The organism is Pedococcus sp. P2_E5 (genome assembly GCF_056403895.1).
Genome location: NZ_JBFUEP010000043.1, coordinates 1 through 25,994 on the forward strand (window position 1 = coordinate 1; position 25,994 = coordinate 25,994).

A 25,994-nucleotide genomic window follows, 5' to 3' on the forward strand; every position below is an offset into this window, starting at 1 on the left:
CGTCGAGCTCGTCCTTGCCGTCGGGGCGGACGGCCGGTTCGACCGAACGCGCATCACCGACGAACCACCGAACGCCGCAACACGAACGCCGCAACACCAGCAACGCCGCAGCACCGCCAGCGAATCGAGCACAAGGAGAGACAGGCACATGTCTGAACGCGTGACCATGCCAGCCCTGGGTGAGTCCGTCACCGAAGGCACCGTGACGCGCTGGCTGAAGAACGTCGGCGACACGGTGGCGGTTGACGAGCCACTGCTCGAGGTGTCGACGGACAAGGTCGACACCGAGATCCCGTCGCCCGTCGCTGGCGTCCTGCAGGAGATCCTCGCCCAGGAGGACGACACCGTCCCCGTGGGTGCCGACCTCGCCGTCATCGGCGACGGCTCCGAGGGGTCCGGCGGCGGCGAACAGCCCGCCCAGCAGGACGCTGGCCAGGGCGAGCAGGCCCAGGGGGATGAGTCCCAGGGCGAGCAGTCCCAGGGCGAGCAGTCCCAGGGCGAGCAGGAGCAGACCGACCAGCAGGCACCGCCGGCGGAGGCTCCCTCCACCGAGCAGGAGCCGCAGGCCGCGACCTCCGAGCCGGAGCAGGACCAGGCGTCCGGCCAGGACGACCAGTCTGGGGCGGCCCCGGCCGCAGCAACCACCGACTCCGGTTCGGGATCGGACTCCGGCTCGTCCGGCGGCGAGACCGTGAAGATGCCGGCGCTCGGTGAGTCCGTCACCGAGGGCACCGTCACCCGGTGGCTCAAGGCCGAGGGCGACAGTGTCGAGGTGGATGAGCCGCTGCTGGAGGTCTCGACCGACAAGGTCGACACCGAGATCCCCTCGCCGGTCGCAGGCACTCTGACCAAGATCCTCGTCCAGGAGGACGACACCGTCCCCGTGGGTGGCGACCTGGCCATCATCGGCGGCTCCGGTGGCAGCCCGGCCCCGGCCCAGGAGGCTCCCGCGCAGGAGGCCCCTGCCCAGGAAGCGCCCGCGCAGCAGGCACCCGCCCAGGAAGCGCCCGCCGCCCAGGAAGCACCGGCTCCCGCCCCGGCCCCGGCCGCAGCTCCCGCCGCCGCACCGGCCCCTGCGCCCGCACCAGCCGCGTCGGCCCCCGATGACACCGACGCCTCGGCGTACGTCACGCCCCTGGTGCGCAAGCTCGCAGCGGAGAACAACGTCGACCTCGGCTCGCTCAAGGGCACCGGCGTCGGCGGACGGATCCGCAAGCAGGACGTCCTCGACGCGGCCAAAGCCGCCGAAGAGGCCGCTGCCGCGCCCGCCCCTGCTGCAGCCCCCGCTGCGGCACCGGCAGCCTCGGCGCCCTCCGCGCCGGCGGCATCCAGCTCGGCGCCGTCGGTCTCGCCCAAGCGCGGCACCACGGAGAAGATGTCGCGGCTGCGGCAGACCATCGCCAAGCGCATGGTCGAGTCCTTGCAGGTGTCGGCCCAGCTGACCACGGTGGTCGAGGTCGACGTCACCAAGATCGCCCGGCTCCGGACCAAGGCCAAGACCGAGTTCGAGCAGCGCGAGGGCACCAAGCTCAGCTTCCTGCCGTTCTTCGCGCTCGCCGCCGTCGAGGCCCTCAAGGCCCACCCGTCGGTCAACTCCAGCGTCGAGGGCACGGAGGTCACCTACCACGGCACCGAGAACCTGGGTGTCGCGGTCGACACCGAGCGCGGCCTGCTCGTGCCGGTCATCAAGGACGCCGGTGACCTCAACATCGCCGGGCTCGCCCGCAAGATCGCCGACCTCGCCGAGCGCACGCGCACCAACAAGATCGGGCCGGACGAGCTCGGCGGCGGCACCTTCACGCTGACGAACACCGGCAGTCGCGGAGCACTGTTCGACACCCCGATCATCAACCAGCCCAACGTCGCCATCCTCGGCACCGGCGCGGTCGTCAAGCGCCCGGTCGTGGTGTCCGACGGCGATGGCGGCGAGACGATCTCGATCCGCTCCATGGTCTACCTCGCGCTGTCGTACGACCACCGCGTCGTCGACGGGGCGGACGCCGCCCGCTTCCTCACGACGATGAAGACGCGTCTCGAGGAGGGCAACTTCGAGTCGGACCTCGGCCTGTAGCGGAGTCGGTCGAGCAGGTTCAGCACATGCCGCAGCGCGTTGCCATCACCGGTGCCTCCGGACTGATCGGCGGCGCGCTGTCGGCGTTCCTGCGCGAGCGCGGCGACGAGGTCGTCCACCTGGTTCGCAGGGCCCCCTCGGCACCCCACGAGGTCCAATGGGACCCGCGACAGCGACGTCTGGACCCGTCGGCGCTCTCCGGTGTGACTGCCGTGGTCCACCTCGCCGGCGCGGGCGTCGGGGACAAGCGGTGGACCCCCGCCTACCAGCGGGAGATCCTGGCCTCCCGCGTGGACGGCACGACCACGATCGCCACCACCCTCGCGGCCCTGGCCGCGCAGGGCCAGCGGGTCCGGCTGGTCAGCGGCGCGGCCGTGGGCTTCTACGGCGACCGCGGCGACGAGGTCCTCACGGAGGAGTCCGCCCCCGGCTCAGGCTTTCTCAGCGAGGTGGTCCGGGCGTGGGAGGCCGCAGCCGACCCTGCGCGCGAGGCCGGCCTGGCGGTGGCCACGACGCGCACCGGCCTGGTGTTCGCGCCCGACGGTGGAGCGTTGTCGCGCATGCTCCCGCTCGCGCGGCTCGGCATCAACGGCCCCCTCGGCAACGGGCGCCAGTGGTGGCCCTGGATCTCGCTGCGCGACACGGTCGGCGCACTGGCCCACCTGGTGGACCACCCCGAGATCGAGGGTCCGGTCAACCTCGTCGGACCGCACCCCGACCACCAGCTCGACATCGCGCGTGAGCTCGGCCGCCAGATCCACCGACCCGCCCTGCTGCCGGCCCCGGCCTTCGGGATCAGGCTGGTCCTCGGCGGCTTCTCCGACGAGGTGCTCACCAGCAAGCGCGCCGTGCCCACGAGGCTGACCGAGTCGGGCTTCGTCCACCAGGACCAGAGCGTCGAGTCCGCGCTTCGCTGGGTGTTGTCCCAGCAGCCCTAGAGGGTGACGTCCGTGATGCTGTCCACCCGCCACCGCCCGGACGTCCACCTCAGCTCGTAGCGCAGCTCCTCCCCCGGCACCGCCGGCCGCGCCTGCGCTCGACCCGATGGGTCGACGACCCGGTATGCCGCCGTCCCCACCACCGCGTCGACCGCTGCCGTCGTCGCGGTGTGCCTCAGCGTGCGGGCCGACGTCACTGTCAGCGCCACGCCCTCCCAGGACTGACCCGAGGCGTCGAGGTCCCGCAGCAGCGCGGTGTCCTGGGCAAGTGCGGCGGATCCGGGGACATCCAGACGGGCCAGCGCGCCTGCCGACCTCGACATCATCGCCTCGGCCCGCAACGCCGCCAGGGCAGCCATCAGACCGCGGGGATCCGTCTGCGGGGCGCTCTGGTCCGTCGCGAGGTCCTGCTGTGCACGGGAGGGACGCCCTGGCGCCTGCGTCGGCGCACCCGTCGGGCTGGGGGCGGACACCGGCACCAGCCCTTCGCGTGCAGGGCTCGGTCGGTCGACAACCTCCCTCGGCCGGTGGACCCACTCGGGCGTGGCCAGCCGGCCGCTGGCCATGAGTCCGCCGCACCCGAGTCCGACCGCCAGCACGAGCAGGGTGCAGAGCGCCAGGATCCGCCGCGGTTCACGGCTCCGAGGCCCTGGGCCATCTGCCGCCGGAGTCGACGCTCCGGACTGCCGCAGTCGCTGGGTCAGCAGCGATGTCTCGTCGCCCCCGACCACCAGTCGCAGTGGCTCGCACGGGGCCGAGTCGTAGTAGGCCAGCGCGAGCTCTGCGGCGGTCGGGCGGGCGTCGGGGTCGCCCTGCAGTGCCCGCAGGGTGATCTCGGACCACGCGGAGGGCAGCCCGGGCGCCAGCTCCTCGAGCGGGCGGCGCAGCGCCACCGGGGCCGGCGGCGAGCCGGTGACGCACCACCACGCGAGCGCACCCACGGCATACACGTCGGAAGCCCTGCTGACCACGCCGCGATCGAGGACCTCGGGCGCGACGAAACCCTCCGTGCCCCAGAGCTGCCCGGGCACCTCGCCCACCAACGAGGCGACCCCGAGGTCAGCGAGCAGGGGTCGCCCGGTGCGCTCGACGAGGACGTTGCCCGGGGTGACGTCGCCGTGCACGACGCCCAGCCCGTGCAGCCCCGCGAGGGCTCGCGCGACCGGAGCCAGCATCGTCACCGACTCCCCCACGCTCAGGTGACCGCGCGCCTGCACGACGCCCTCCAGGGAGCCTCCGCGCACGTGGTCCAGCACCAACGCGACCGCGGCAGGCTCGCCCGGCAACCCCACCGCCTCGTGGAAGCCGACCAGCCCCTCGACGTCGACCCGGGCCAGCACCGCGAACTCGCGCGCCAGTGAGTCGGCCTGGTCGGCGCTCCCGACCGGCACCACCTTGACGGCCACCGCCACGCCGTCACTCTCCCGAGTCGCCGCCCACACGGTGCCGGACCCACCACGCCCCAGCACCTCACCCAGCACGTAGCCGGGCACCTCTGGCCGGGTCGCCGGGTTCTCGGTGCTCATCGCGTCACTATGCCCAGTCCCGCGACACCACCCTGCTGGTTGTCCACAGGTCCCCTCCTAGAGTCGGGGCATGCCCGCAGACCAGCCGACCATCCTCGCCACCTCGGGTGGCTACCGCATGGCCCAGCGCACCCGTTTCGAGTTCGACGCCCTCGTGCACCACGCGGTCGAGCTGTCCGGTGCCGACGGAACGCCCAGGGTCACCGTCCTCGGCACCGCGAGCGGCGACCAGAGGGGCTTTGCCGCCGACGTCGACGAGGCAGGGCGCGCGGCGGGCTTCGCCGTCACCAACCTGCACCTGTTCCCCATGCCCAACCTCGCCGACGTGGAGGGCCACCTCCTGGCCCAGGACGTGGTGTGGGTCAACGGTGGCTCGGTCGCCAACCTGCTCGCGGTGTGGCGGGTGCACGAGCTGGACGCCGTCCTCCGCCGGGTGTGGGAGGCAGGAGTGGTCCTGGCGGGCGTCTCCGCCGGCTCCATCTGCTGGTATGCCGGGGGCACGACAGACTCGTTCGGCCCCGAGCTCCGCGCGGTGACCAACGGCCTGGGCTTCCTGCCGTACGCCAACGGCGTCCACTACGACTCCGAGGAACGCCGGCGCCCGCTGGTCCACCGCCTCGTGGCTGACGGCACGCTCCCGACGACGCACTGCACGGACGACGGGGTCGGGCTCGTCTACCACGGCACCGAGCTCGTCGAGGCGGTCACCGAGCTCGACGGCAAGGCTGCGTTCATCGTGACCCGCGAGGCCGACGCGGCCGTCGAGGAGCGTCTCGAAACCCGCCGACTCACCCGGGCGTAGGCTGACCCGCATGCGGTTCGAGCACGTGGGCTTCGCCCCCGACGTCGTCGAGTACGAGGCTGCCTGGGCCCACCAGCGCGAGGTCCATGCCGCCGTCGTCGACGGTGCGGAGGACACTGTGCTCCTGCTCGAGCACGCCGCCGTCTACACCGCCGGCAAGCGCACCGAGGCACACCAAAGGCCGTTCGACGGCACCCCGGTCATCGACGTCGACCGCGGTGGGCTCATCACCTGGCACGGGCCGGGACAGCTCGTGGGCTATCCGATCGTCCGGTTGCGCGGCGTCCCGATCGACGTCGTGGCCCACGTGCGCCGCCTCGAAGAGGTCATGATCCGCACCTGCCGCGACTTCGGCGTGGACGTGACGCGGGTGGACGGTCGCAGTGGAGTCTGGGCGCTGGCGGACGCCCAGCCGGGTGGTCGTCCGGACCGCAAGCTCGGCGCGATCGGCGTGCGGGTGAGCCGACAGGTCACCATGCACGGCTTCGCCCTCAACTGCGACGCGGACCTCTCGTGGGCGGACAACATCGTCGCCTGCGGCATCGCCGACGCCGGGGTGAGCTCGATCAGCCGCGAGGCCGGGCGCGTGGTCACCGTCCAGGACGTCCTCCCGTATGCCGAGAAGCACCTCTTCGACATCCTCGCCTCGGGCGCGTGACGGGCGCCGACCCGCGCCCGACCACGGCGGACCCGTCGGTGGCCACGGAGAACCCCGCGCGCGCATCCCTGTCCCGACGCCTGGTGCAGCTGGTGCTCTCGTGCGTGGTCCTGGGTGCCGGGGTGGCCTGCCTCCTCGACGCGGCCCTCGGCTCGGACGGCTATTCGACCCTGATCTCGGGGCTGAGCACGACGTCTGGGCTGCCGTTCGTCGTCGTCAACGTCGGTGTGGGGGTCCTGCTCATCGCCGTGGCCTGGAGCCGTGGGACTCGTCCGGGGATCGGCACGGTCGTGCAGATGGTCGTCGTCGGGGCCACCGTCAACGAGCTGCTGCCGCTCCTGCCCACGCCGACTGCGCTGGGCCCGCGGTTCGTCGAGCTCGGGGTCGCGTTCGTCCTGCTGTCGCTGGGCGTGGCCGGCTACCTCGCGTCGCACACGGGTGCCGGCCCTGCGGAGGCGGCCGCGATCTCGTTCGACCCGCCACTGCCCTTCAAGTGGAGCTACACCGTGCTGCAGGCGGCCAGTGCGGTGGGCGGCTGGGCCCTCGGGGCGGCCGTCGGGCCGGGCACCCTGCTGGTCTCGATCTTCGTGGGGCCGACCGTGGACCTGCTCACCAGGGCTCTGTTCCACAGTCGCAAGGTCTCGGCCTGACCCACTGCGCCCGCCCTGTTGGAAGCGAAACTTCCGGATATCCGGAAGTTTCGCTTCCAACAGGGCGGGAGGGGTGAGGGGTAACGGTGAGGGGTGAGGGGTGGGAACAGTCCTCCGGGGGCAGGCGTACCCTTGGAGGACGCCCGGTGACCTCCGGGCGCACCCGTGCCCCACGGCATACCGGACGACCCGACCGGGTCGCTGCACCGGGCACGCGCACCACCGAGAGGGCAAGGGAGTCTTCGTGACCATCGCACCCGAGGGCCGCCGCCTGCTGCGCGTCGAGGCGCGCAACGCCGAGACGCCGATCGAGCGCAAGCCCGAGTGGATCCGCACCACCGCCAGGATGGGCCCGGAGTACACCAAGCTGCACTCGATGGTGAAGACCGAGGGACTGCACACGGTCTGCCAGGAGGCCGCCTGCCCCAACATCTTCGAGTGCTGGGAGGACCGCGAGGCGACCTTCCTCATCGGCGGTGACGTCTGCACGCGCCGCTGCGACTTCTGCGACATCGCCACCGGCCGCCCCGAGGCGCTCGACCGCGACGAGCCGCGCCGGGTCGCCGAGTCGGTCGCCCAGATGGAGCTGCGCTACTCGACCGTCACCGGGGTCGCGCGCGACGACCAGCCCGACGGCGCCGCCTGGCTCTATGCCGAGACGATCCGCCAGATCCACGCCAAGAACCCCAACACCGGGGTCGAGATCCTGCCGCCCGACTTCGGCGCCAAGCCCGAGCTCGTGGGCCAGGTCTTCGACGCGCGCCCCGAGGTGTTCGCCCACAACCTCGAGACCGTCCCACGCATCTTCAAGCAGATCCGTCCCGCCTTCACGTACGAGAAGTCGCTCAAGGTGCTCTCCATGGCCCGCGACGCCGAGCTCGTGACCAAGTCGAACCTCATCCTGGGCATGGGCGAGGAGGACCACGAGGTGGAGCAGGCGATCGCAGACCTGCACGACGCCGGCTGCGACATCCTCACCATCACCCAGTACCTGCGCCCCTCCAAGCTCCACCACCCGATCGACCGATGGGTCAAGCCCGAGGAGTTCGTGCACTGGAGCGACGTCGCCCAGGAGATGGGCTTCAAGGGCGTGATGGCCGGGCCGCTGGTGCGCTCCTCCTACCGCGCCGGACGCCTCTGGGCGACGGCCATGACGAAGTGGGGTCGCGACATCCCCCAGCACCTGCAGCACCTCGCCGAGGCCGCTGGAGACCCCGCCCGCCAGGAGGCTTCCTCGTTGCTCGCCGCACGGCAGCCGGGCGCGTTGGGCGCCCCCGCCTGACACCCGTATCCTGACCCTCATGGCCCGCAAGGAAAAGCAGCAGTCGGACACGCCCAAGAAGCCGGGCCGGTTCGCCCAGGTCCGTCAGGTCTTCACGGCATCGCGCAAGGCCGACCCCACGATCCCGTGGTGGATGCTGCTCGCCTTCATCGCGGTGGTCGCCGTCGGTGCGGGCATCGGCGTGCTCGTCGGCCACTGGGTGTACGCCCTCGTGCTGTCCTTCCCCCTCGGCCTGCTCGCGGCCACTCTCGTGCTGTCCCGGATGGCCGAGCGGGCTGCGTACCGCTCGCTGGAGGGCCAGCCAGGGGCCGCCGGTGCGGCCCTGGGTTCGCTGCGCCGCGGCTGGTTCTTCGACCAGCAGCCGGTCGCCGTCGACGGTGCACGCGGCACGCGGCCCGAGGACGTCGCGGGTGCGGCGTTCGTCTACCGGGCACTGGGCCGGCCCGGCATCGTGCTCATCGGCGAAGGCCCCGAGGCCCGTCGCACCAAGCTGCTCACCCAGGAGCGCAAGAAGGTCGAGCGCGTCGCGCCCGGTGTCCCCGTGACCGCGATCGTCGTGGGTGACGGTGCCGACCAGGTGGCGATCCGCAAGCTCAGCGGCAAGCTCACCCGGATGAAGCCGGTCCTCACCAAGGAGGAGGTGTCGGCCGTCAACAAGCGCCTCAAGTCCCTCGGTGGCCTGCGCCCGCCGATCCCCGCAGGCATGGACCCGATGCGCGCCCGCGTCGACCGCAAGGCAATGCGCGGCCGGTAGTCATTTTCTCAGTCGAGCTGCGCGGCCACTGCGGCGGCGAAGCGCTCGACCGAGCCGGGGGCCATCCGCAGGAACAGGTCCGGTTCGATCAGCTCGAGCTCCATCAGGGTCGGCTGACCTTCGACGTCGATGAGGTCGACCCGCGCATAGACGAGCTCGTCCGGGGCCAGGGCCATCGCCCGCGCCGCGACGTCCAGCTCCGCCGGTGTCGGCTCGTGCATCTCCTCGGAGCCGCCGTGCAGCGCCTGCACGCGGTAGTCGCCGGCCTTGGGTACCTTGCGCACGGCGTGGGAGAAGCCGCCGCCGAAGTAGAACAGCGAGGTCTCCCCCAGCTCCACGCTCGGGGCGTACGGCTGGACGATCGTGTCGCCGGCCTCGACCAGCCTCGTCAGGTGCTCCGCCGCTGCCGGTGAGGCGGCGGCCGTCTTGAGCGCCTGTCGCGCCCCGCCGTCGACGGCGGGCTTGATCACGACGTCGGTCCAGCCTGTCGCGAGCATCCGGTCGACCGAGTGCGCGGCTCCCTTGGCGAGGGCGAGGCTGGGCAGCACGGGTATGCCGGCCTCGCCCAGCTCTGCGAGGTAGCCCTTGTGTGAGTTCCAGCGAATGATGGTGGGACTGTTGATTATTCGCGCGAGCGAGTCAACTCGGTCGGCCCACCCGAGGAACTCGTCGAGACGGTCGAAGTAGTCCCACGTCGAACGGATGACCACGAGGTCGAACGACGCCCAGTCCGCGTCCGAGTGCCACACCACGACGTCGGCGGCCAGGCCCAGGGCGCGCAGTGCTTCGGCGATCTGGGGAGGCTCCGGGTCGACGTAGGACGGGTCGGACCAGGTGCACAGGGCGATGCGGTGGCTCGTCACGGCGCCGATTGTTTCAGGCCTGGTTCCAGGGCTGGAAGGTCACCCCGCCTGGGGACTTGCCCTCGCGGCATACGCGATATAACGTGAATCTCGACAACGCGATATAGCGCGAGATGCACGTCTCAACGAGAGGACATCCCATGAGCGAGGAATGGTCGATCGACACCGCCAGGGTGCTCGACATCGGCGGCGACGGCGAGCGGGTCCGCAAGCTCAGCGTCGCCATCGTCGGCGGCCGGGTCGACGTCGTGACCCACGTCGACTCCCCCACGGCCCGGGTCGAGATCGCCAAGGTCGAGGGCATGCCGGTCAAGGTCAGCTGGGACGGCTCGAAGCTCAAGATCACCCACGGCGTCGACTCCACCCGGATCCTGGACAAGGTGCGCCAGGCGTTCGACGGCCTCGAGCGCAACCGGGTCGCGATCAGCATCTCGATCCCCGAGGATGCCGAGACCTCCGTGAGCACGGTCAGCGCCAGCGGGCTGCTCGCCGGCATGCGGGCCGGGGCGAGGGCCAACACCGTCTCCGGATCGATCACCATCGACGACATCGTCGGTCCCGTCGACGTCAACACCGTGAGCGGCGAGGTCGAGTGCGGCAACGTGCGCGGCCCGCTCAAGGTGCACTCCGTGTCGGGCGCTGTCACCGCCCAGCACAGCGATGTGCCCGAGGTCAGCATCAGCACGGTCAGCGGCGACGTCGCCCTCGACCTGGTCAACGGAGCCGCCACGATCAAGTCGAACTCGGTCTCCGGGGACGTGACCGTCCGCGCGCCGCACGGCGGCTACGACGTCACGGCCAACACCGCCTCGGGCCAGGTCGTCATCGACGGCCACACCATCGACAAGCACTCGCGCCAGCCCGGCAACCGGCTCACCGACGGCGATGGCAGCCTGCGCCTGAAGGCGAACGCAGTCTCCGGCAACGTCGTGGTCCTCAGGGCGCGCCCGGCCGCACCCCAGGACGAGGCGTCCGCATGAGCCCCGTCTTCGCGCACGGCCAGCTGCGCCTGTACCTGCTGTCCCTGCTGAACGAGGGTCCGCGGCACGGCTACGAGGTGATCCAGGACCTCGAACACCGTTTCAACGGGCTCTACTCCCCCAGTGCCGGCACCGTCTACCCGCGGCTGGCCAAGCTCGAGGAGGAGGGGCTGGTCGAGCGGTCCGACGAGGGTCGCAAGGCGATCTACCGGATCACCGAGGCCGGTCGTGAAGAGGTTCGGGCACGTCAGGACGACCTGTCCAGCCTCGAGTCCGACCTCGACCTGTCGGTGCGCGAGCTCGCCGAACAGGTGCGCTCACGCGTGCGTGGCGAGACCAAGGACCTTCGCGCCGAGCTCAGAGCCGCCGCACAGGAGGCCCGGCGCACGGCGACACCGGTCGGGGGCCCGGAGCCGTGGCAGGGCTGGAAGGGCAGTGACCCCAAGGCGATCCGCGACCTCGAGCAGGCCGTTGCCGAGCTTCGCTCCGAGGCCCGGGGTGCGTGGAAACGGCACGGGCTCACGAGCGACCAGAGCCGGGAGATCATCGACATCCTCGCCGAGGCGACGGGGCGGATCCGCGACGTCATCACCCGCCGCTGACCTGCCCCTCCCCCGCACTTCTGGCCGCTGGTGCCTCATCGGGCCGCTGGAACCGGCCTCGCGCGGGGTGCAGGTGGCCAGAAGTGGGGTTCAGGTGCGGACGAGGAGGGTGCCGGCCGCCTTGTCGTGGAGGCCGCGGCCGTCCTTGTCCCAGAACATCGCGGGCAGGAACAGGCAGAGCAGCAGGGTGCGCCCCAGCACCTGGGTGGGTTGCGGCGTGCGCCCGTCGAGGGACACCACGCGCAGTCCGACGATGCGGTGACCGAGGGTGTACCCGGTCGTGCTCAGCAGGAGCAGGTTCTCCAGGGCGAAGATCGCCAGCAGGATGAGGGTGTCGGTGCCCGAGGCCACTCCCCTGAACGGCAGGGGCACGTCGAACAGCGCCGCCGCGATCAGCTGGCAGGCGGTCCAGTCGAGGACGACGCCCACCAGGCGGCGCCCGAACCGGCCCATCGAGCCGGCGCCTTCACGCGGCATACCCAGACGCTCACCCGGGTATGCCGAGGGCGCACCTGAGCGCGAACCCGGGCCCTGGAGCCACGAACCGATGTCCTTGCGGTCGACCACGCGGAAAGCCTATGTCCGCGTAACACCGGTGAAACATTCGGGTCATGGCCGAGAAATCCCCACCCGTTAGGGTCGACGGCGACACCATGTCAGTCATGGGTGGACGCCCCGCGCCACCGCCCCACCAACAGGAGGATGCACTTTGTTCAGCAATGCTGACGAGGTCCTGAAGTTCATCAAGGACGAGGACGTCAATTTCGTCGACGTGCGGTTCTGCGACCTGCCCGGCGTGATGCAGCACTTCAACGTGCCCGCCAAGAGCCTCGACGCGGAGTTCTTCAAGGAAGGGCAGATGTTCGACGGATCCTCGATCCGCGGGTTCCAGGCCATCCACGAGTCCGACATGAAGCTGATCCCGGACCCCACGAGCGCCTACCTCGACCCGTTCCGCAAGGAAAAGACGCTCATCCTCAACTTCTCCATCGTCGACCCGTTCACCGGCGAGGAGTACTCCCGCGACCCGCGCAACATCGCGGCGAAGGCCGAGGCCTACCTCAAGTCGACGGGGATCGCCGACACCGCGTACTTCGGCGCCGAGGCCGAGTTCTACGTGTTCGACGACGTGCGCTTCGAGACCCGCCAGAACGCCAGCTACTACTACATCGACTCCGTCGAGGCCGCCTGGAACACGGGGCGCGAGGAGGAGGGCGGCAACAAGGGCTACAAGACCCGCTACAAGGGTGGCTACTTCCCCGTCCCGCCGGTCGACCACTTCGCCGACATGCGCGACGAGATGACCCTGGCCCTCGAGGACGCCGGCCTGTCCGTCGAGCGCGCCCACCACGAGGTCGGCACCGCCGGTCAGCAGGAGATCAACTACCGCTTCAACACGCTGAAGCAGGCCGCCGACGACGTGCTGAAGTTCAAGTACATCGTCAAGAACGTCGCCTGGAAGGGCGACAAGACGGTCACCTTCATGCCGAAGCCGATCTTCGGTGACAACGGCTCGGGCATGCACTCGCACCAGTCCCTCTGGAAGGACGGCGAGCCCCTCTTCTACGACGAGCGCGGCTACGGCGGCCTGTCCGACCTGGCCCGCTGGTACATCGGTGGCCTGCTCAAGCACGCTCCGGCGCTGCTCGCGTTCACCAACCCGACGGTGAACTCCTACCACCGCCTGGTCCCCGGCTACGAGGCACCGGTCAACCTGGTCTACTCGGCCCGCAACCGCTCGGCGTGCATCCGCATCCCGATCACGGGCGACAACCCGAAGGCCAAGCGCGTCGAGTTCCGCGTGCCGGACCCGTCGGCCAACCCCTACCTCGCCTTCTCCGCGATGCTGATGGCCGGCCTGGACGGCATCAAGAACCGCATCGAGCCCCCGGAGCCGGTGGACAAGGACCTCTACGAGCTCCCGCCGGAGGAGCACGACGCCATCGCCCAGGTGCCCGGTTCGCTCCCCGAGGTGCTGAGCGCCCTCGAGGCCGACCACGAGTTCCTGCTCGAGGGCGACGTCTTCACCAAGGACCTGATCGAGACCTGGATCGAGTGGAAGCGCAAGAACGAGGTCGACCCGATCCGCTTCCGCCCGCACCCGCACGAGTTCGAGATGTACTACGACATTTAGGCCGAGCGAGGAACGAGYGAGGTCAAATGTCGAACAGAAGACACAGCGATATCTGACCTCGCGAGGAACGAGCGAGGTCAAGTGTCGAACAGAAGACACAGCGATATCTGACGGAGCTTGCACTCGCGTCCTGAACGTCGCCAGACGGCGGCTGATCTGCGCCAAGCAGATCAGCCGCCGTTGCGCATCGCCCGAGCAGTTCGCCGCGCAGGCGTCTCGGTGGCGCGGGGATCGGTCACGGCTCGAAGCGGTAGCCCAGCCCGGGTTCGGTGATCAGGTGGCGAGGCGCGGACGGGTTGTCCTCGAGCTTGCGCCGCAGCGTGGCCATGTAGACGCGCAGGTAGTTGGTCTCGTCGCCGTAGGAGGGGCCCCACACCTCCTGCAGCAGCTGACGGCCGGGGATGAGTTTGCCCGGGTCGCGTACCAGGACTTCGAGCAGGTGCCACTCGGTCGGCGTGAGGCGCACGTCCTGACCTGATCGCGTCACCCGTTTGGCGCGTCGGTCGATGACCAGGGCGCCAGCCTCAAGGGTCGGCACGTCCTCCGCCGGAGCCGCTCGTCGCAGACTGGCCCGCAACCGGGCCAGGAGCTCGTCCATGCCGAACGGCTTGGTGACGTAGTCGTCCGCGCCGGCGTCGAGCGCGTCGACCTTGTCCCCCTGGGCGTCCCGCGCGGAGAGCACGATGATCGGCACGTCGGTCCAGCCACGCAAGCCGCTGACCACGTCCACCCCGTCGATGTCGGGCAGCCCGAGGTCGAGGATGACGATGTCGGGCACGTCGGCCGCTGCCGCCGCCAGTGCAGAGGTTCCGTCGGCGACAGCGCGCACGTCGTAGTGGCGGGCGCGCAGGTTGATCGCCAACGCCCGGCGAAGCTGGGGATCGTCCTCGACGATGAGCACCGTGGTCACGGGGTGGCCGCCGGCAGCAGGATGGTCATGGTCAGGCCGCCGCCGGGGGTAGCGGATGGCCTGACGGTTCCGCCCATCGCCTCGGTGAAGCCTCGGGCAATGGCCAGGCCGAGCCCGACTCCGCCAGGCGTGTTGTCGCCAAGGCGCTGGAAGGGAACGAACATCTCGTCCCAGCTCATCGGGTCGGCACCGGGACCCTGGTCGGCCACCCGGATCTCGACCGCCTTCGGCTCCGCCACGGGCTGGGCCATGGCGGTGACGGTCACCGGACGCCCTTCGGGGGTGTACCGGACGGCGTTGTCGACGAGGTTCGCCAGGACGCGCTCGAGCAGGCCGCCATCGGCCATGACGGGTGGCAGACCCTCGGCAATGTCGAGCGCGACGCTGTTGGCGGCGTGGCCGACCAGTGCCCGGGAGGCGATCTCCTCGACATCCACTGGATGGACGTGCACGGACAACGCGCCTGCCTGGAGGCGGCTCATCGCCAGCAGGTTGTCCACGAGGGCGGCGAGCCTGTCGGCGCCGTCCTCGATGGTGGCCAGCAGCTCGTCCTGCTCGCCCGCCTCCCAGGCCACGTCGGGCTGCCGCAGCCCGGACGCAGCGGTCTTGATGCCCGCAAGGGGCGTGCGAAGGTCATGCCCCACGGCGGTCAGCAGGGCGGACCGGACCCGGTCGGTCTGCGCGAGCTGTTCGGCTCGACCGGCCTCCTCGGCCAGGCGCGCGGTCTCCCAGGCCCGCCCGGCAGTCCCGGCCAGGGCTTGCAGCAGGACTCGGTCCTCGGCGAACACGGGGCGGCCGTACCCGAGCAGGCTCAACGTGTCCGACGCGGGGATCGACAGCACCGGCGACCCGTGCGGTGTGGGACCGACCGATGCCACCGGCTGCTGCAGGTCGGCGTGCGGGGCCAGGGCCACGGTGCTCATGCCGTACAGCTGGCGCACGTGGTCGAGCACCCGCTCCACGCTGACGCCCTGCATCTCGGCCGAGCTCAGGTTCGCAACGATGTGGGTCTGGAGCCGGTTTCGCTCCGCCTTGGCACGGTTGCGGGCACCGACCTCGACGGTGACGCTGACGATCACGGCCGCGAGGACGAACACGACGAGGTCGGCAAGGGCGGCGGGTTCGCCGACGCTGAACGTGTGGAACGGCGGGGTCAGAAACCAGTTCGCCAGGAGGAACCCGCCGAAGGCGGCGAGCAGACCCGGCAGCATCCCGCCGACGACGGCGACCACCACGACCGCCAACAGGTAGATGAGCAGCACGCTCTCACCAGTCGCGGAGTCGCGGAGCCGCACCATGACCCACGTGAGCAGGGGTAGGCCGACGAGGCACAGGCCAAGGCCGGTGAGCAGCCGCCGTCGTGACAGCCCGATGACCCCCGAGGGCGGCACGGTTGCAGGAAAGAGTGGGACGGTGAGCTCTGCGCCCCGTGCGGCCCGCTGCATGTCCTCAGCGTGACACACGGAGGACGTCGGACGAGAGGGACGGGTCCTGCGCTGCCAGGCCGCGTGCCCTGCCCCGAGCGTCGTGGACGGAGTCGAGGTCGTCGTCGATGCCGATGCCGACGCCGATGGCATCGGCGCCGGTGCCAGCGCCGGCGTCTTCAGCGTCCGAGTCGTCAGCGTCGCCGTCGCCGTCGCCGTCGCCGTCGGCGTCGGCGTCGCGACTGAGGATCCTGTCGTCCGGGTTGTCCACGGAGAGCTGCCAGGGCACGGACGTGACCATGACGCCGGGCTCGAACAGCAGCCGAGCCTTCAGGCGAAGCGCGCTCTGGTTGTGCAGCAGCTGTTCCCACCACCGCCCGACCACGTACTCGGGGATGAACACCGACACGACGTCGCGCGGGTGGTCGCGCAGGAGGGCACGCACGTGCTCGATCACCGGGCGGGTCATGTCGCGGAACGGCGAGTCCAGAACGGTCAGCTCGACCGGGATGTCCCGCTCGATCCACTGCGCAGTCAGTCGTTCGGTGTCGGCAGCGCTGGTGCGCACCGTGACGGCCCGGAGGCTGGCGGGCCTGGTCGCCCTGGCGAAGGCCAGCGCCCGCAGCGTGGGTGCGTGCAACCTCGACACGAGCACCAGGGTGTGGATGCGGGCTGGCAGGACCACCCCGCCGACGGCCGGGCGAAGGGCTCGGGCCACCGTCCGGTAGTGCTTGCGGATGAGGGTCATGAGCGCGATGAGCAGAGGCATGGCCACCACGACCAACCAGGCACCGTGGGTGAACTTGGTGACCAGGACGATGACGAGCACCAAGCCGGTCACGGCAGCCCCCACTGCGTTGACCGCCAGCTTGCGCCTGGTGCGTGCCCGGTCCCGAGGCCCTCCTGGCCTGGCCAGCAGCAGCTGCCAGTGCCGCACCATCCCCGCCTGGCTGAGCGTGAACGAGACGAAGACCCCGATGATGTACAGCTGGATCAGGCGAGTGGTGTTCGCGTCGAAGGCCCACAGCAGACCGATCGCCAGCAGCGCCAGGATGACGATGCCGTTGGAGAACACGAGCCGGTCCCCACGGCGAGCGAACTGTCGCGGCAGGTAGCCGTCCTCCCCCAACAGGGAGGCGAGGATCGGGAAGCCGTTGAACGCGGTGTTCGCAGCCAGGACGAGGATGGCTGCCGTGAAGGCCTGGACCGCGTAGAAGCCGATGCTGCTCCCACCGAAGACGGCACCAGCGATCTGGGCGATCACCGTCTTCTGGATGTACCCGTCGGGGGCACCGACGAGCATGGCGGGGTCATGCGCGACGTGGACCTTGGCCACGAGGGCCAGGGCGGTCAGGCCGACGAACATGACGATGGTCAGGACCCCCATGATCGCCAGCGTGTCGGCGGCGTTGCGGCTCTTGGGTCGTCTGAAGTTGGGCACTCCGTTGCTCACGGCCTCGACCCCGGTCAGTGCGGTACACCCCGAGGCGAAGGCTCGGAGCGCGAGGGCAAGCACGAGCAACCCCGAGACGTGGTGCTCGGCGTGTATGCCGAGTGGTGCGGACTCGGCGACCGGTGGCGCCCCGGTCGCCGTCCGGTACATCCCGAGGGCGAGCATGACGAAGACGCACGCGACGAACCCGTAGGTGGGGATGGCGAACGCGGCGCCGGACTCCTTGATTCCGCGCAGGTTGATCACCGCGAGCAGGGCCACCAGCCCCACCGAGAGCGTGAGGGCGTGGGGCGCGAGCGCTGGGACGGCCGAGACGATGTTGGCCACCCCCGCCGCCACCGACACCGCCACCGTCAGGACGTAGTCGACGAGGAGCGCGCTGGCCGCCACGAGTGCGGCGCCGCGCCCCAGGTTGGCCCGGCTGACGGCATACGCTCCACCACCGTCGGGATAGGCATGGCAGGTCTGCCGGTAGGACAGCACGACCACGACGAGCAGCAGCACGACCCCCGCGGCCACTAGCGGGGTGAGGTGCAGCAGGGTCAGCCCACCCAGGCTCAGCACCAGGAGAATCTCCTCGGTGGCGTAGGCGTTGGACGACAGCGGGTCGCTGCAGAACACGGGCAGAGCCAGCTTCTTCGGAAGCAGGGTCTCCCCCATCTGGGAGCTCAGCAGTGGTCGGCCCACCAGGAGGCGCTTGGGCATGCGCAGCAGTTCGGTCACGACCCGACTGAAACACCGCTGCGACCGTGCTGCGCCTGATCTTGACGCATCCTTAGCGCGCGGGTCGGCAATCTTGACGGCCCCTTGGCCCACCCCCGCGTCCAATGGGGAGGGTGAGCGGCGATGGCCTGCCCCAGCGCATAGGGTGCGCAGTGCGATCCACGAGAGAGGTACCCATGGCAGGCTCCCACCGGCATACCCCCACGAGCGCTCACCCGCCGACCCCGGTCTGGATGCGGATCGCCCTGGCCAGCGCCGTCCTGGTCATCGCCGTCGTGACGGCGGGGGGCATGTGGGTCCTGCGTCCCACTGGCGAGGGCCGTCCGGCCTTGCGGGACAGCGCCGTGCCCGGCGTCGAGTACCTCCACGGCACCGTCACCTCGATCGCGCCCCTGGACTGTGACCAGTTCGGAGCACCTGACAACGCGACCACCAAGGACCCCGCGACCGCGAAGTGTGGCCGGGCCAAGGTCGAGATCAGCACCGGCCGGGAGAGGGGAACCACGGTCACCGTTGACCTGCCCCCCGATGCCAGACGTGCGGGTACCGGCATCGGCCTGGTGGTGCTGAAGGTCCCCGGCGAAGGTGAGGGATCCCCCTACACCTTCTACGACATCGAGCGCGGCACTCCCCTGACGTGGCTGGCGGTCGCCTTCGCGCTGACCGTCGTCGCCGTCGCCCGGTGGCGTGGCCTGCGGTCGTTGGTCGGCCTCGGTGTCGCCGGCGCGGTCGTCGTCAAGTACCTCATGCCCGCGCTGCTCGATGGGCGCAGCCCCGTGGCCGTCGGCCTCGTCTCCTCCGCCGCCATCATGATCGTCGTCCTCTACCTGGCGCACGGGGTCTCCGCTCGCACGACGACCGCACTCCTGGGCACCTTCGCCGGTCTGGCGATCACCGCTGCCGTCGGCACCCTGGCCGTGGCGCAGGCACACCTGAACGGGGTGAGCAGCGAGGACAACGCTGCCCTTCAACAGGTGGCCCAGCAGATCGACCTGCGCAACCTGCTGACCTGCGGCATCATCCTCGCCGGCCTGGGCATCCTCAACGACGTGACGATCACGCAGAGCTCTGCGGTCTGGGAGCTGTACGAGGCTGCCCCCGACATGCCTCCACTTCGTCTGTACCGGCAGGCGATGCGCATCGGACGCGACCACATCGCCTCCACCGTGTACACCGTCGTGTTCGCCTACGCCGGCGCCGCGCTGCCGGTCCTGCTCCTCATCAGCCTGGTCGACCAGCCGGTCGCCCGGATCCTGACCAGCTCGGACATCAGCGAGGAGATCGTGCGCACGATGGCCGGCGGCATCGGACTGGTCATGGCCGTCCCGGTCACGACCGCACTGGCAACCCTTGTCGTCCGATCCCTCCAGGCCAGTGCCAACGCGGCCACCTCCCCGCGGGCAGACGCGATGCCAGAGCCACTCCCGGGCTGACGAAGTTCACGACCACGCGGCCATAGACTCGCGGCATGTCGGGCGACAGCCGCTCCAGTGCAGGCCGACGGGCCCGCGCCGCCGGCTCACACCGCACCCCACGCAGGCGCCCAGCGCGCATCGTGCGGTTGGCCACGAGGGTGGCCGCGCTGGCGATCGGGACGGCCATCGGCCTGGCTGTTCTCGCCAGTCTGGGGATCGGCCCGTTCCGGGCGCCGGCAGCCCAGACCGAGCGACCGGCATCCGCCAACGGCCCCGAGGACACTCCGTCGCAGGGAGCATCGGCGAGTGGAACAACCCCCTCAGCGCCTGACCCCTCCACCTCCGCCTCCACCTCGGCAGCCGTTCCGCCAACCCTGCCGCTCGGCACCAGGACGCGTCGCACCATCGCAGACCACACGACCCAGGTGGTGTTGGTTCGTGGGGCGACCACGACGTCGAGCGCGGCCACGGTCGAGTTCTACGAACGCGTTGCCGCGGACTGGGTTCGGGTGGCCGCCTGGCAGGGGCATGTCGGACAACGGGGCTGGGCCACCAAGCACGTCGAGGGGGACCTCAAGACACCGGTCGGCACCTTTGCCCTCAGTGACGCAGGCGGCCGCAAGGCCAACCCCGGATCCCACCTGCCCTACCACCGGTCGACAGCGTTCGAACCCCCTCCCAAGCAGCCGGGCTTCGGAGACTCGACGGCGGACGCGTTCGACTACGTCATCGCCGTCGACTACAACCGCGTCCCCGGCAGGTCGCCCCTCGACCAGTCACGACCTCTGGGTGCCGGACGCGGCGGTGGCATCTGGCTGCACGTCGACCACGACGGTCCCACGCACGGTTGCGTGTCCATCCCCGCTGAAGGTGTGCGCTACCTGCTGCTGCACCTCGCCCCCCAGTCGCATCCCGTCGTGGTCATGGGCGACGCTGCGCAGCTGAGACTCTGAGACCCTGAGACCTGAGACCTGAGACCCGAGACCCTGAGACCCGTGACCCCGAGACCCCAGACCCCAGACCCCAGACCCACGCATCAGCCTGTTGTAGCGTTTCCCCGCGGGGCGAGGGTGCCGAGCCCGACCACCGGAGGAAACGATGAGCGTGAGGGGCGGACCGGCGGGCACCGGCAGACGGCGCCCCTCCATCTCTGACGTCGCCCAGGCGGCAGGTGTCTCACCAGCCGCGGTGTCCAAGGTGATCCGCAACGCGTACGGCGTGAGCCCCGGCATGCGCGAGCGCGTCGAGACCGCCATCCAGCAGCTCGACTACCGCCCCAGCGTGGCCGCGCGTGCGATGCGGGGTTCGAGCTTCACGATCGGCTTCGAGCTCCCACACCTGGGCAACGAGTTCTTCACCCAGATCACCCAAGGAGCCGCCAACGCCCTGTCAGGATCCGGGTACCAGCTCCTCATCTCACCGGGAATGAAGCACGACGACGGGAGCGCCGTCCTCGAGGGGATGGTGGACCGGCAGGTGAACGGCATCATCGCCATCTCGTCGGAGGTCACCGTGCCCTGGTTGGAGGGCATCTCCAGGTCAGTGCCCCTCGTGCTGCTGGGGCGCCACGAGCGCTCGCAGCTCTTCGACTCCGTGACCGGCAACGACGTCAGCGGGGCCAACCTGGCCATGGACCACCTCCTCACCCTCGGACATCGACGCATCGCCCACCTCACTCTCGTCCCGCCGACAGAGGGAGCGCCCCACGCCGCCAGGCTCGCGGTCTACCGCACGCGCATGGAGCAGGCCGGCTGCGAACCGGACGTGGTCTACGTGGACACCGACCAGGACACGTATGCCGCGGCGCGAGCAGTGCTCCAGCGTGACCTGCCGCCCACGGCGATCTTCGCAGGACACGATGCGCTCGCGATCACGATCCTGGGGGCTGTGGCCGACCTGGGGCTGTCTGCCGACGAGGTCTCCGTCATCGGGTACGACAACGTCTCCCTGGCCGACCACCCACGGGTCTCCCTGACCACGGTCGACCAGCTCGGTGTCGAGATGGGGAGCAAGGCCGCCGAGCTGCTGTTGGAGCGAATTCGCGACGGGCGGAGCGAGTCGAGGCACTGTCAGATCGAACCGCGCCTCCAGGTCCGCGGGTCCACCAAGGCCTACCTCGGGGTGTAGTCCGCGTCCCGTGGAGTCGCAGGGGCGGCTCGCTGGCCCTTGGCCACCGTGAAGGACGCGCACAGGAGGTCGGCCCGGCGAGAGCTCGGCCCGACGAGGAGCTCGAACTGTCCCGGCTCGACCAGCCGCAGACCGGTCGAGTCGACCAGTGAGCACGTCGCCGCGGGGATCTCCAGCTCGACCCGAGCAGACCCTCCGGCGGCAAGCTGCACCTGGCGCCAGGCCTTGAGCTCCTTGTCCGCCCAGGTGACGCTCGTGACGACGTCTCGCACGTAGGCCTGAACCGTCTCCAGCACGGGCCGGGCACCGGTGTTGCTGACGGTGACCTCGGCGCGCACCGTCCCGTCCGCCGCCACGACGTCGTTGATGATCGTGAGGTCGGCGTACTCGACGGAGCTGTAGGACAGCCCCTCCCCGAAGGCGAAGAGCGGGTCCTGGGTCAGGTCGGCATACCGGGTGCCGTGCTGACCCCGCACCTGGTTGTAGTAGATGGGCTGCTGCCCCACGTGCCGCGGCACGGACAGTGGGAGTCGTCCCGACGGCTCGATGAGTCCCAGCACGAGCTCGGCCACGGCCCGCCCGCCCTGCATGCCGGGGTTGAACGCCTCGACGAGCCCGGCCGCGGCCAAGGCGGACCGCGGCAGCACCGCGGGCTTGCCGTGCACCAGCACCACGATCACCGGAGTCCCGGTGGCGACGAGGGCTTCGAGAAGGGCCACCTGCCCGCCCTGGAGCTCCAGGGTGGCTGTCGAGCAGGTCTCCCCCGTCAGGGCGACGGTGTCCCCGACGACGGCCACGACGTAGTCGGCTGCCTCGGCGAGGGCGACCGCCTCGTCGATCAGTGCGGGATCCACGGGCGCCGGCGCGAACAGCGGCGGACGGGGCTGACCGTCCGGGTAGGTCGCCCCGTCGGGGTCCGGCACGAGCATCTCGATGTCGGCGCCGCGGGCGTGCGTGACCGTCCAGCCGCCGGGGGCGACCGAGCGGAACCCGTCGAGCACGGTGGTCACCGTCTCGCGTGGATGCCCGTCCGGCATCCAGTCCACCTGACCGGAGGCGCCGGCCCAGTCACCGAGCATGGCCTGGGGGTCGTCGGCGTTGGGGCCGATGACAGCAACGGTGCGTGGCGGTCCCGGTGCGGTGGCACGGCCCTCACCGTCGACGCGGACCCCGCCCTCGAGCGGGAGGGTGCCGTCGTTGCGCAGCAGCACCAGTGACCGACGGGCCAGCTCGAGGTTGAGCGCAGTGTGCTCGGCGCAGCCGATCACCATGGCCTGACGGGCCGGATCGGGGGCACGGGGGTCCTCGAACAGCCCCAGCTCGAACTTCAGACGCAGGATGCGCCGAACGGCGTCACCGATCTGCCGCTCGTCCAGACTCCCCTGCGCGACCGCTGCCTGGGCGCCGTCGAAGAAGTCCGGGGTCGCCATCACCAGGTCGTTGCCGGCACCCACCGCGACCGTGGCCGCCTCCGTGGCATCCGCGCAGACCTTCTGCTCCCAGACCATCCGGCCGACGTTGTCCCAGTCGGTCACGAGCGTTCCGGTGAACCCCCACTCCCCCTTGAGCACGTCGCCCAGGAGCCAGCGGTTCGCGGTGATCGGGACGCCGTCCATCGCCTGGTACCCGAGCATGAAGGTGCGACAGCCCTCGTGGACGGCCCGCTCGAAGGGTGGCAGGAACCACGAACGCAGCTTGCGCCGGCTGAGGTCGGCTTCGCTGGCGTCGCGGCCGCCCTGTGTCTCGGAGTACCCGGCAAAGTGCTTGGCACAGGCGAGGATCGCCGTCGGGTCGTCCAGGCCTGTCCCCTGGTAGCCGCGCACCATCGCGGCTCCCAGCTCGCCGATGAGCACCGGATCCTCACCGAACGTCTCGTTGACCCGTCCCCACCGCAGGTCACGGGTGATGCAGAGAACCGGTGAGAAGGTCCAGTGGATCCCGGTCGCGGCGACCTCGACGGCCGTCGCCCGCGCCGCCCGCTGCACGAGCCCGGCATCCCACGAGCAGGCCATCCCCAGCTGGGTGGGAAAGATCGTCGCGCCGGGCCAGAACGAGTGGCCGTGGATGCAGTCGTCAGCCGTGAGCAGCGGGATGCCGAGCCGGGTCGAGGCCGCCAGCTCGATCGCTTGCAGCAGACGCTCGGGCGACGCGTGCAGGATCGAGCCCGTCAGCTTTGTCGAGACCACGTCCTCGAGGTCGCCCCGGGCATCAAGCTGCAGCATCTGACCGACCTTCTCGCCCAACGTCATGCGGGCGAGAAGGTCCTCGAGTCGTTCCTCGATCGTCAGCGCCGCGTCCCGGTACGGCAACACGGCCTGGCTGTTCACGGGCGCCTCCGTCATCCCTGGCCGGCGGCACTCGAGAAGGCGTGTTCTCCGCCGCCGACCGTCTGCTGCGTCCCGTCGGGCAGCTGCACCTGCGCCTCCACTCCCTCGGGGACCGACACACGGAGCGACAGCCCGTCGTCGTCGAGTGACCAGTCTGTCGCAACAGTCCCGTGCCGGGTCTCGAGCGCGGCCTTGGCCCAGGTCAGTCCGCCGCCCGGGCGCGGCGCGACCAGGACCCGGTCGTACCCCGGGCTCAGCGCCGCGATCCCGCCGATGGTCCGGTGCATCCAGTCCGCCACCGCGCCCAGGGCGTAGTGGTTGAAGCTGGTCATCTCACCGGGGTTGATCGTCCCGTCGGGGAGCATGGAGTCCCACCGCTCCCAGACCGTGGTGGCACCCATCGTGACCGAGTACAGCCAGGACGGGCACTCCCGCTCCAGCAGCAAGTTGTAGGCGTCGTCGAGGTGGCCGGTGGAGGTCAGCGCGTCCGTCACGAACGGCGTCCCCGCGAACCCGGTGGAGATGCGGAAACCGTTCTGCCGCACCAGTTCCGCGAGTCGGTCACCGGCGCCCTGGCGATCAGCACCATCGAGCAGGCCGAACTCGATGGCGAGGGCATAGACGGTGGCGCAGTCGCTCAGGACGCGGCCGCCGTCCGTGACGTAGTGCTTCTGGAAGGCGCTGCGCACCCGCTCGGCCAGGGCAGCGAAGTAGCCCGCCTCGTCGGGCTTGCCGAGGATGTCCGCCGTGGCCTGGACCTGGCGCAACGTCCGGTAGTAGCAGGCGGTCGCGACGACCCCTGTGTCGGCACGCGCCTCGAACGGGGCGTCCGGCGGGGCCTGGGGGTCCAGCCAGTCGCCGAACTGAAATCCCTTGTCCCACAGGTCGGTGTCCGACAGAAGTCCCTCGACGCGACGCGTGTGTGCCGTCATGGCGGGGTACTGACGGGCCAGGGCCTCGCGGTCCCCGTACGCCTGCCACAGGGCCCACGGCACCCAGACCGCCGCGTCGCTCCAGATCGCCGTGCTGTCGGGGTCGGGGAAGTCCGCCGGGATCTCCATGTACTTGAGCACGTCCGGCACGACGAACGGCACCATGCCCTCGGCGTGGCTCTGCTCCAGGTCGACGTCGACGAGCCAGTTCGAGAGGAAGCCGGAGACGTCATAGAGGTATGCCGCCGTGGGGGCGAAGGCGGCGATGTCACCGGTCCAGCCGAGCCGCTCGTCGCGCTGGGGGCAGTCGGTGGGGACGTCCAGGAAGTTGCCCTTCAGACCCCAGACGACGTTGCGGTGCAGCTGGTTCAGCAGGTCGTCCGAGCACTCGAACGTCCCTGTCGCCTTGAGCTCGGAGTGCACGACCACAGCCTCGAGCGAGTCGGTGGTGAGCTGGCCCGGCCAGCCCGACACCTCGGCATACCGGAAGCCGTGGAACGTCTTGGTGGGCTCGAAGGTGTCCACTCCCCCACTGAGGACGAAGCGGTCGGTGGCCTCGGCGCTGCGCAGCGGCCGGGTGCCGAGCTCGTCGTGCTCGAGCACCTCGGCGTGGCGGACCGTGATCTCGCTGCCGGCCTCTCCCTGCACGGTGAAGCGAAGCCAGCCCACGAGGTTCTGTCCGAAGTCGACCAACGTCGCTCCGGCCGGGGAGGTCCACACCTTCACCGGTGCCACGACCTCCTGGCGACGGACGGGTGGCCCGACGTAGGGCTCGAGACGAGCAGCGTCGTGGTCGACCACGTGCACCCCGGACCAACCCTCGAGCGCGGCCCCCGGGAGGGTCCAGTCGGACGAGTCCAGGCGGGCGTCGATGGTCTGGCCGTCGTAGAGGTCGTTGGCCAGCGTGGCCGACGGACCTGACTGCCAGGTGGCGTCCGTGCCCACGACCTGACGATGGCCATCCTCGAACTCCAGGTGGAGCTCCGCGAGCCCGGCGAGCTCGGAGCCGTAGAAGGCGCCCTTCCCACTCCATCCCAGGCGTCCCCGGAACCAGCCGTTGCCGAGCGCGAGCCCCAGCACGGTGGTGTCCGAGACAAGCGGCAGGACGTCGTAGCTGCGGTAGCGCAGGCGCCACTCGTAGCTGGTCCATCCCGGGGTGAGCACCTCGTCGGAGACGGGCGTCCCGTTGAGGGTCGGTTCGACGATCCCGTGCGCCGTGACGAAGAGCGTCGCGGAGACCAAGGAACCGTGGCCCGGGTCGAGCGCAAGCTCCTTGCGCAGCAACGGGGCTCCGGCGTAGTCCTCGTCGGGGGCGATCAGGTCCGCGGACCAGTCGTGGGTCATGTCAGCCTTTCGGATACGGGGGTCGAGTCGAAGTGGGGGCGAGTGATCGCGCGACCCGGGCGGCCCTGCGCCGTCCGAG

The 25,994-nt window shown here is 70.5% G+C and carries 21 protein-coding genes; 13 read left to right on the plus strand and 8 right to left on the minus strand.

The genetic code is table 11. The features are described from left to right. The first annotated feature begins 148 nt into the window (after window positions 1-148). Window positions 149-2,071, plus strand: coding sequence for a 2-oxoglutarate dehydrogenase, E2 component, dihydrolipoamide succinyltransferase (sucB, locus tag AC1DVZ_RS14735; protein ID WP_477618956.1), 1,923 nt, complete (start codon window positions 149-151; stop codon window positions 2,069-2,071). Window positions 2,072-2,097: 26 nt separating this feature from the next. Continuing rightward, on the plus strand, window positions 2,098-3,009 hold the full coding sequence (locus AC1DVZ_RS14740) for a TIGR01777 family oxidoreductase (RefSeq protein WP_477618957.1): 912 nt from the start codon (window positions 2,098-2,100) through the stop codon (window positions 3,007-3,009). Here the strand turns inward: AC1DVZ_RS14740 and AC1DVZ_RS14745 are convergent. Further along, complete coding sequence (locus tag AC1DVZ_RS14745; RefSeq protein WP_477618958.1) at window positions 3,006-4,535, minus strand: serine/threonine protein kinase; 1,530 nt, start codon at window positions 4,533-4,535, stop codon at window positions 3,006-3,008. The two genes, AC1DVZ_RS14740 and AC1DVZ_RS14745, sit on opposite strands and share 4 nt — an antisense overlap. Window positions 4,536-4,605: 70 nt before the next feature. Here AC1DVZ_RS14745 and AC1DVZ_RS14750 point away from each other — a divergent pair, with 70 nt between their 5' ends. The 5 genes from AC1DVZ_RS14750 (at window position 4,606) to AC1DVZ_RS14770 (ending at window position 8,681) form a co-directional block, all read left to right on the plus strand. After that, on the plus strand, window positions 4,606-5,337 hold the full coding sequence (locus tag AC1DVZ_RS14750; protein WP_477618959.1) for a Type 1 glutamine amidotransferase-like domain-containing protein: 732 nt from the start codon (window positions 4,606-4,608) through the stop codon (window positions 5,335-5,337). 10 nt (window positions 5,338-5,347) lie between these two features. Next, window positions 5,348-5,995, plus strand: coding sequence for a lipoyl(octanoyl) transferase LipB (gene lipB, locus AC1DVZ_RS14755; RefSeq protein ID WP_477618960.1), 648 nt, complete (start codon window positions 5,348-5,350; stop codon window positions 5,993-5,995). Beyond that, on the plus strand, window positions 5,992-6,645 hold the full coding sequence (locus AC1DVZ_RS14760) for a YczE/YyaS/YitT family protein (protein ID WP_477618961.1): 654 nt from the start codon (window positions 5,992-5,994) through the stop codon (window positions 6,643-6,645). The genes lipB and AC1DVZ_RS14760 overlap by 4 nt, the downstream gene beginning before the upstream one ends. Before the next feature lie 244 nt (window positions 6,646-6,889). Continuing rightward, window positions 6,890-7,927 (plus strand): lipoyl synthase, encoded by a 1,038-nt coding sequence (lipA, locus tag AC1DVZ_RS14765; protein ID WP_477618962.1) that lies wholly within the window; start codon window positions 6,890-6,892, stop codon window positions 7,925-7,927. A gap of 19 nt (window positions 7,928-7,946) precedes the next feature. After that, window positions 7,947-8,681 carry a DUF4191 domain-containing protein gene (locus AC1DVZ_RS14770; RefSeq protein ID WP_477618963.1) on the plus strand — a complete coding sequence of 245 codons (735 nt, stop codon included), beginning with the start codon at window positions 7,947-7,949 and terminating at the stop codon, window positions 8,679-8,681. Between the two features lie 8 nt (window positions 8,682-8,689). On the opposite strand, the gene AC1DVZ_RS14775 is transcribed toward AC1DVZ_RS14770, so the two are convergent. Continuing rightward, the gene (locus AC1DVZ_RS14775; RefSeq protein WP_477618964.1) at window positions 8,690-9,544 is read right to left on the minus strand and encodes an ATP-grasp domain-containing protein; all 855 of its coding nucleotides are present in this window, start codon (window positions 9,542-9,544) and stop codon (window positions 8,690-8,692) included. Between the two features lie 140 nt (window positions 9,545-9,684). Between AC1DVZ_RS14775 and AC1DVZ_RS14780 the strand changes: the two genes are divergently transcribed. Both AC1DVZ_RS14780 and AC1DVZ_RS14785 read left to right on the plus strand, forming a co-directional pair. After that, entirely contained in the window at window positions 9,685-10,524 is an 840-nt protein-coding gene (locus tag AC1DVZ_RS14780; protein WP_477618965.1) for a DUF4097 family beta strand repeat-containing protein, read from the plus strand. After that, a complete protein-coding gene (locus AC1DVZ_RS14785) occupies window positions 10,521-11,126 on the plus strand; it encodes a PadR family transcriptional regulator (RefSeq protein WP_477618966.1) in 606 nt (201 codons plus the stop codon). The genes AC1DVZ_RS14780 and AC1DVZ_RS14785 overlap by 4 nt, the downstream gene beginning before the upstream one ends. Window positions 11,127-11,216: 90 nt before the next feature. Here the strand turns inward: AC1DVZ_RS14785 and AC1DVZ_RS14790 are convergent, their stop codons facing one another. Beyond that, window positions 11,217-11,693: an RDD family protein gene (locus AC1DVZ_RS14790; RefSeq protein WP_477618967.1), complete on the minus strand. Its 477-nt coding sequence runs from the start codon at window positions 11,691-11,693 to the stop codon at window positions 11,217-11,219. Between the two features lie 142 nt (window positions 11,694-11,835). Here AC1DVZ_RS14790 and glnA point away from each other — a divergent pair, with 142 nt between their 5' ends. Next, window positions 11,836-13,260 (plus strand): type I glutamate--ammonia ligase, encoded by a 1,425-nt coding sequence (gene glnA, locus AC1DVZ_RS14795; RefSeq protein ID WP_477618968.1) that lies wholly within the window; start codon window positions 11,836-11,838, stop codon window positions 13,258-13,260. A gap of 235 nt (window positions 13,261-13,495) precedes the next feature. Here glnA and AC1DVZ_RS14800 read toward each other — a convergent pair whose 3' ends face one another. The 3 genes from AC1DVZ_RS14800 to AC1DVZ_RS14810 are packed head-to-tail and all read right to left on the minus strand — an operon-like array spanning window position 13,496 to window position 17,770. Then, window positions 13,496-14,170 (minus strand): response regulator, encoded by a 675-nt coding sequence (locus AC1DVZ_RS14800; RefSeq protein ID WP_477618969.1) that lies wholly within the window; start codon window positions 14,168-14,170, stop codon window positions 13,496-13,498. Beyond that, complete coding sequence (locus AC1DVZ_RS14805; RefSeq protein ID WP_477618970.1) at window positions 14,167-15,615, minus strand: sensor histidine kinase; 1,449 nt, start codon at window positions 15,613-15,615, stop codon at window positions 14,167-14,169. The genes AC1DVZ_RS14800 and AC1DVZ_RS14805 overlap by 4 nt, the downstream gene beginning before the upstream one ends. A gap of 4 nt (window positions 15,616-15,619) precedes the next feature. Then, entirely contained in the window at window positions 15,620-17,770 is a 2,151-nt protein-coding gene (locus AC1DVZ_RS14810; RefSeq protein ID WP_477618971.1) for an APC family permease, read from the minus strand. Between the two features lie 176 nt (window positions 17,771-17,946). Between AC1DVZ_RS14810 and AC1DVZ_RS14815 the strand changes: the two genes are divergently transcribed. The 3 genes from AC1DVZ_RS14815 to AC1DVZ_RS14825 all read left to right on the plus strand — a co-directional run bounded on the left by AC1DVZ_RS14815 (window position 17,947) and on the right by AC1DVZ_RS14825 (window position 21,312). Continuing rightward, a complete protein-coding gene (locus tag AC1DVZ_RS14815; RefSeq protein WP_477618972.1) occupies window positions 17,947-19,203 on the plus strand; it encodes a YibE/F family protein in 1,257 nt (418 codons plus the stop codon). Between the two features lie 35 nt (window positions 19,204-19,238). Beyond that, entirely contained in the window at window positions 19,239-20,138 is a 900-nt protein-coding gene (locus tag AC1DVZ_RS14820) for a L,D-transpeptidase family protein (RefSeq protein ID WP_477618973.1), read from the plus strand. Between the two features lie 151 nt (window positions 20,139-20,289). Next, window positions 20,290-21,312, plus strand: a complete 1,023-nt coding sequence (locus AC1DVZ_RS14825; protein ID WP_477618974.1) for a LacI family DNA-binding transcriptional regulator — start codon at window positions 20,290-20,292, stop codon at window positions 21,310-21,312. Here the strand turns inward: AC1DVZ_RS14825 and AC1DVZ_RS14830 are convergent. Next, the gene (locus AC1DVZ_RS14830) at window positions 21,297-23,654 is read right to left on the minus strand and encodes an exo-beta-d-1,3/1,6-glucosidase (RefSeq protein ID WP_477618975.1); all 2,358 of its coding nucleotides are present in this window, start codon (window positions 23,652-23,654) and stop codon (window positions 21,297-21,299) included. The genes AC1DVZ_RS14825 and AC1DVZ_RS14830 overlap by 16 nt on opposite strands. Beyond that, window positions 23,651-25,915, minus strand: coding sequence for a family 78 glycoside hydrolase catalytic domain (locus AC1DVZ_RS14835; RefSeq protein WP_477618976.1), 2,265 nt, complete (start codon window positions 25,913-25,915; stop codon window positions 23,651-23,653). Before AC1DVZ_RS14835 ends, AC1DVZ_RS14830 begins: the two co-directional genes overlap by 4 nt. Between the last annotated feature and the right edge of the window lie 79 nt (window positions 25,916-25,994).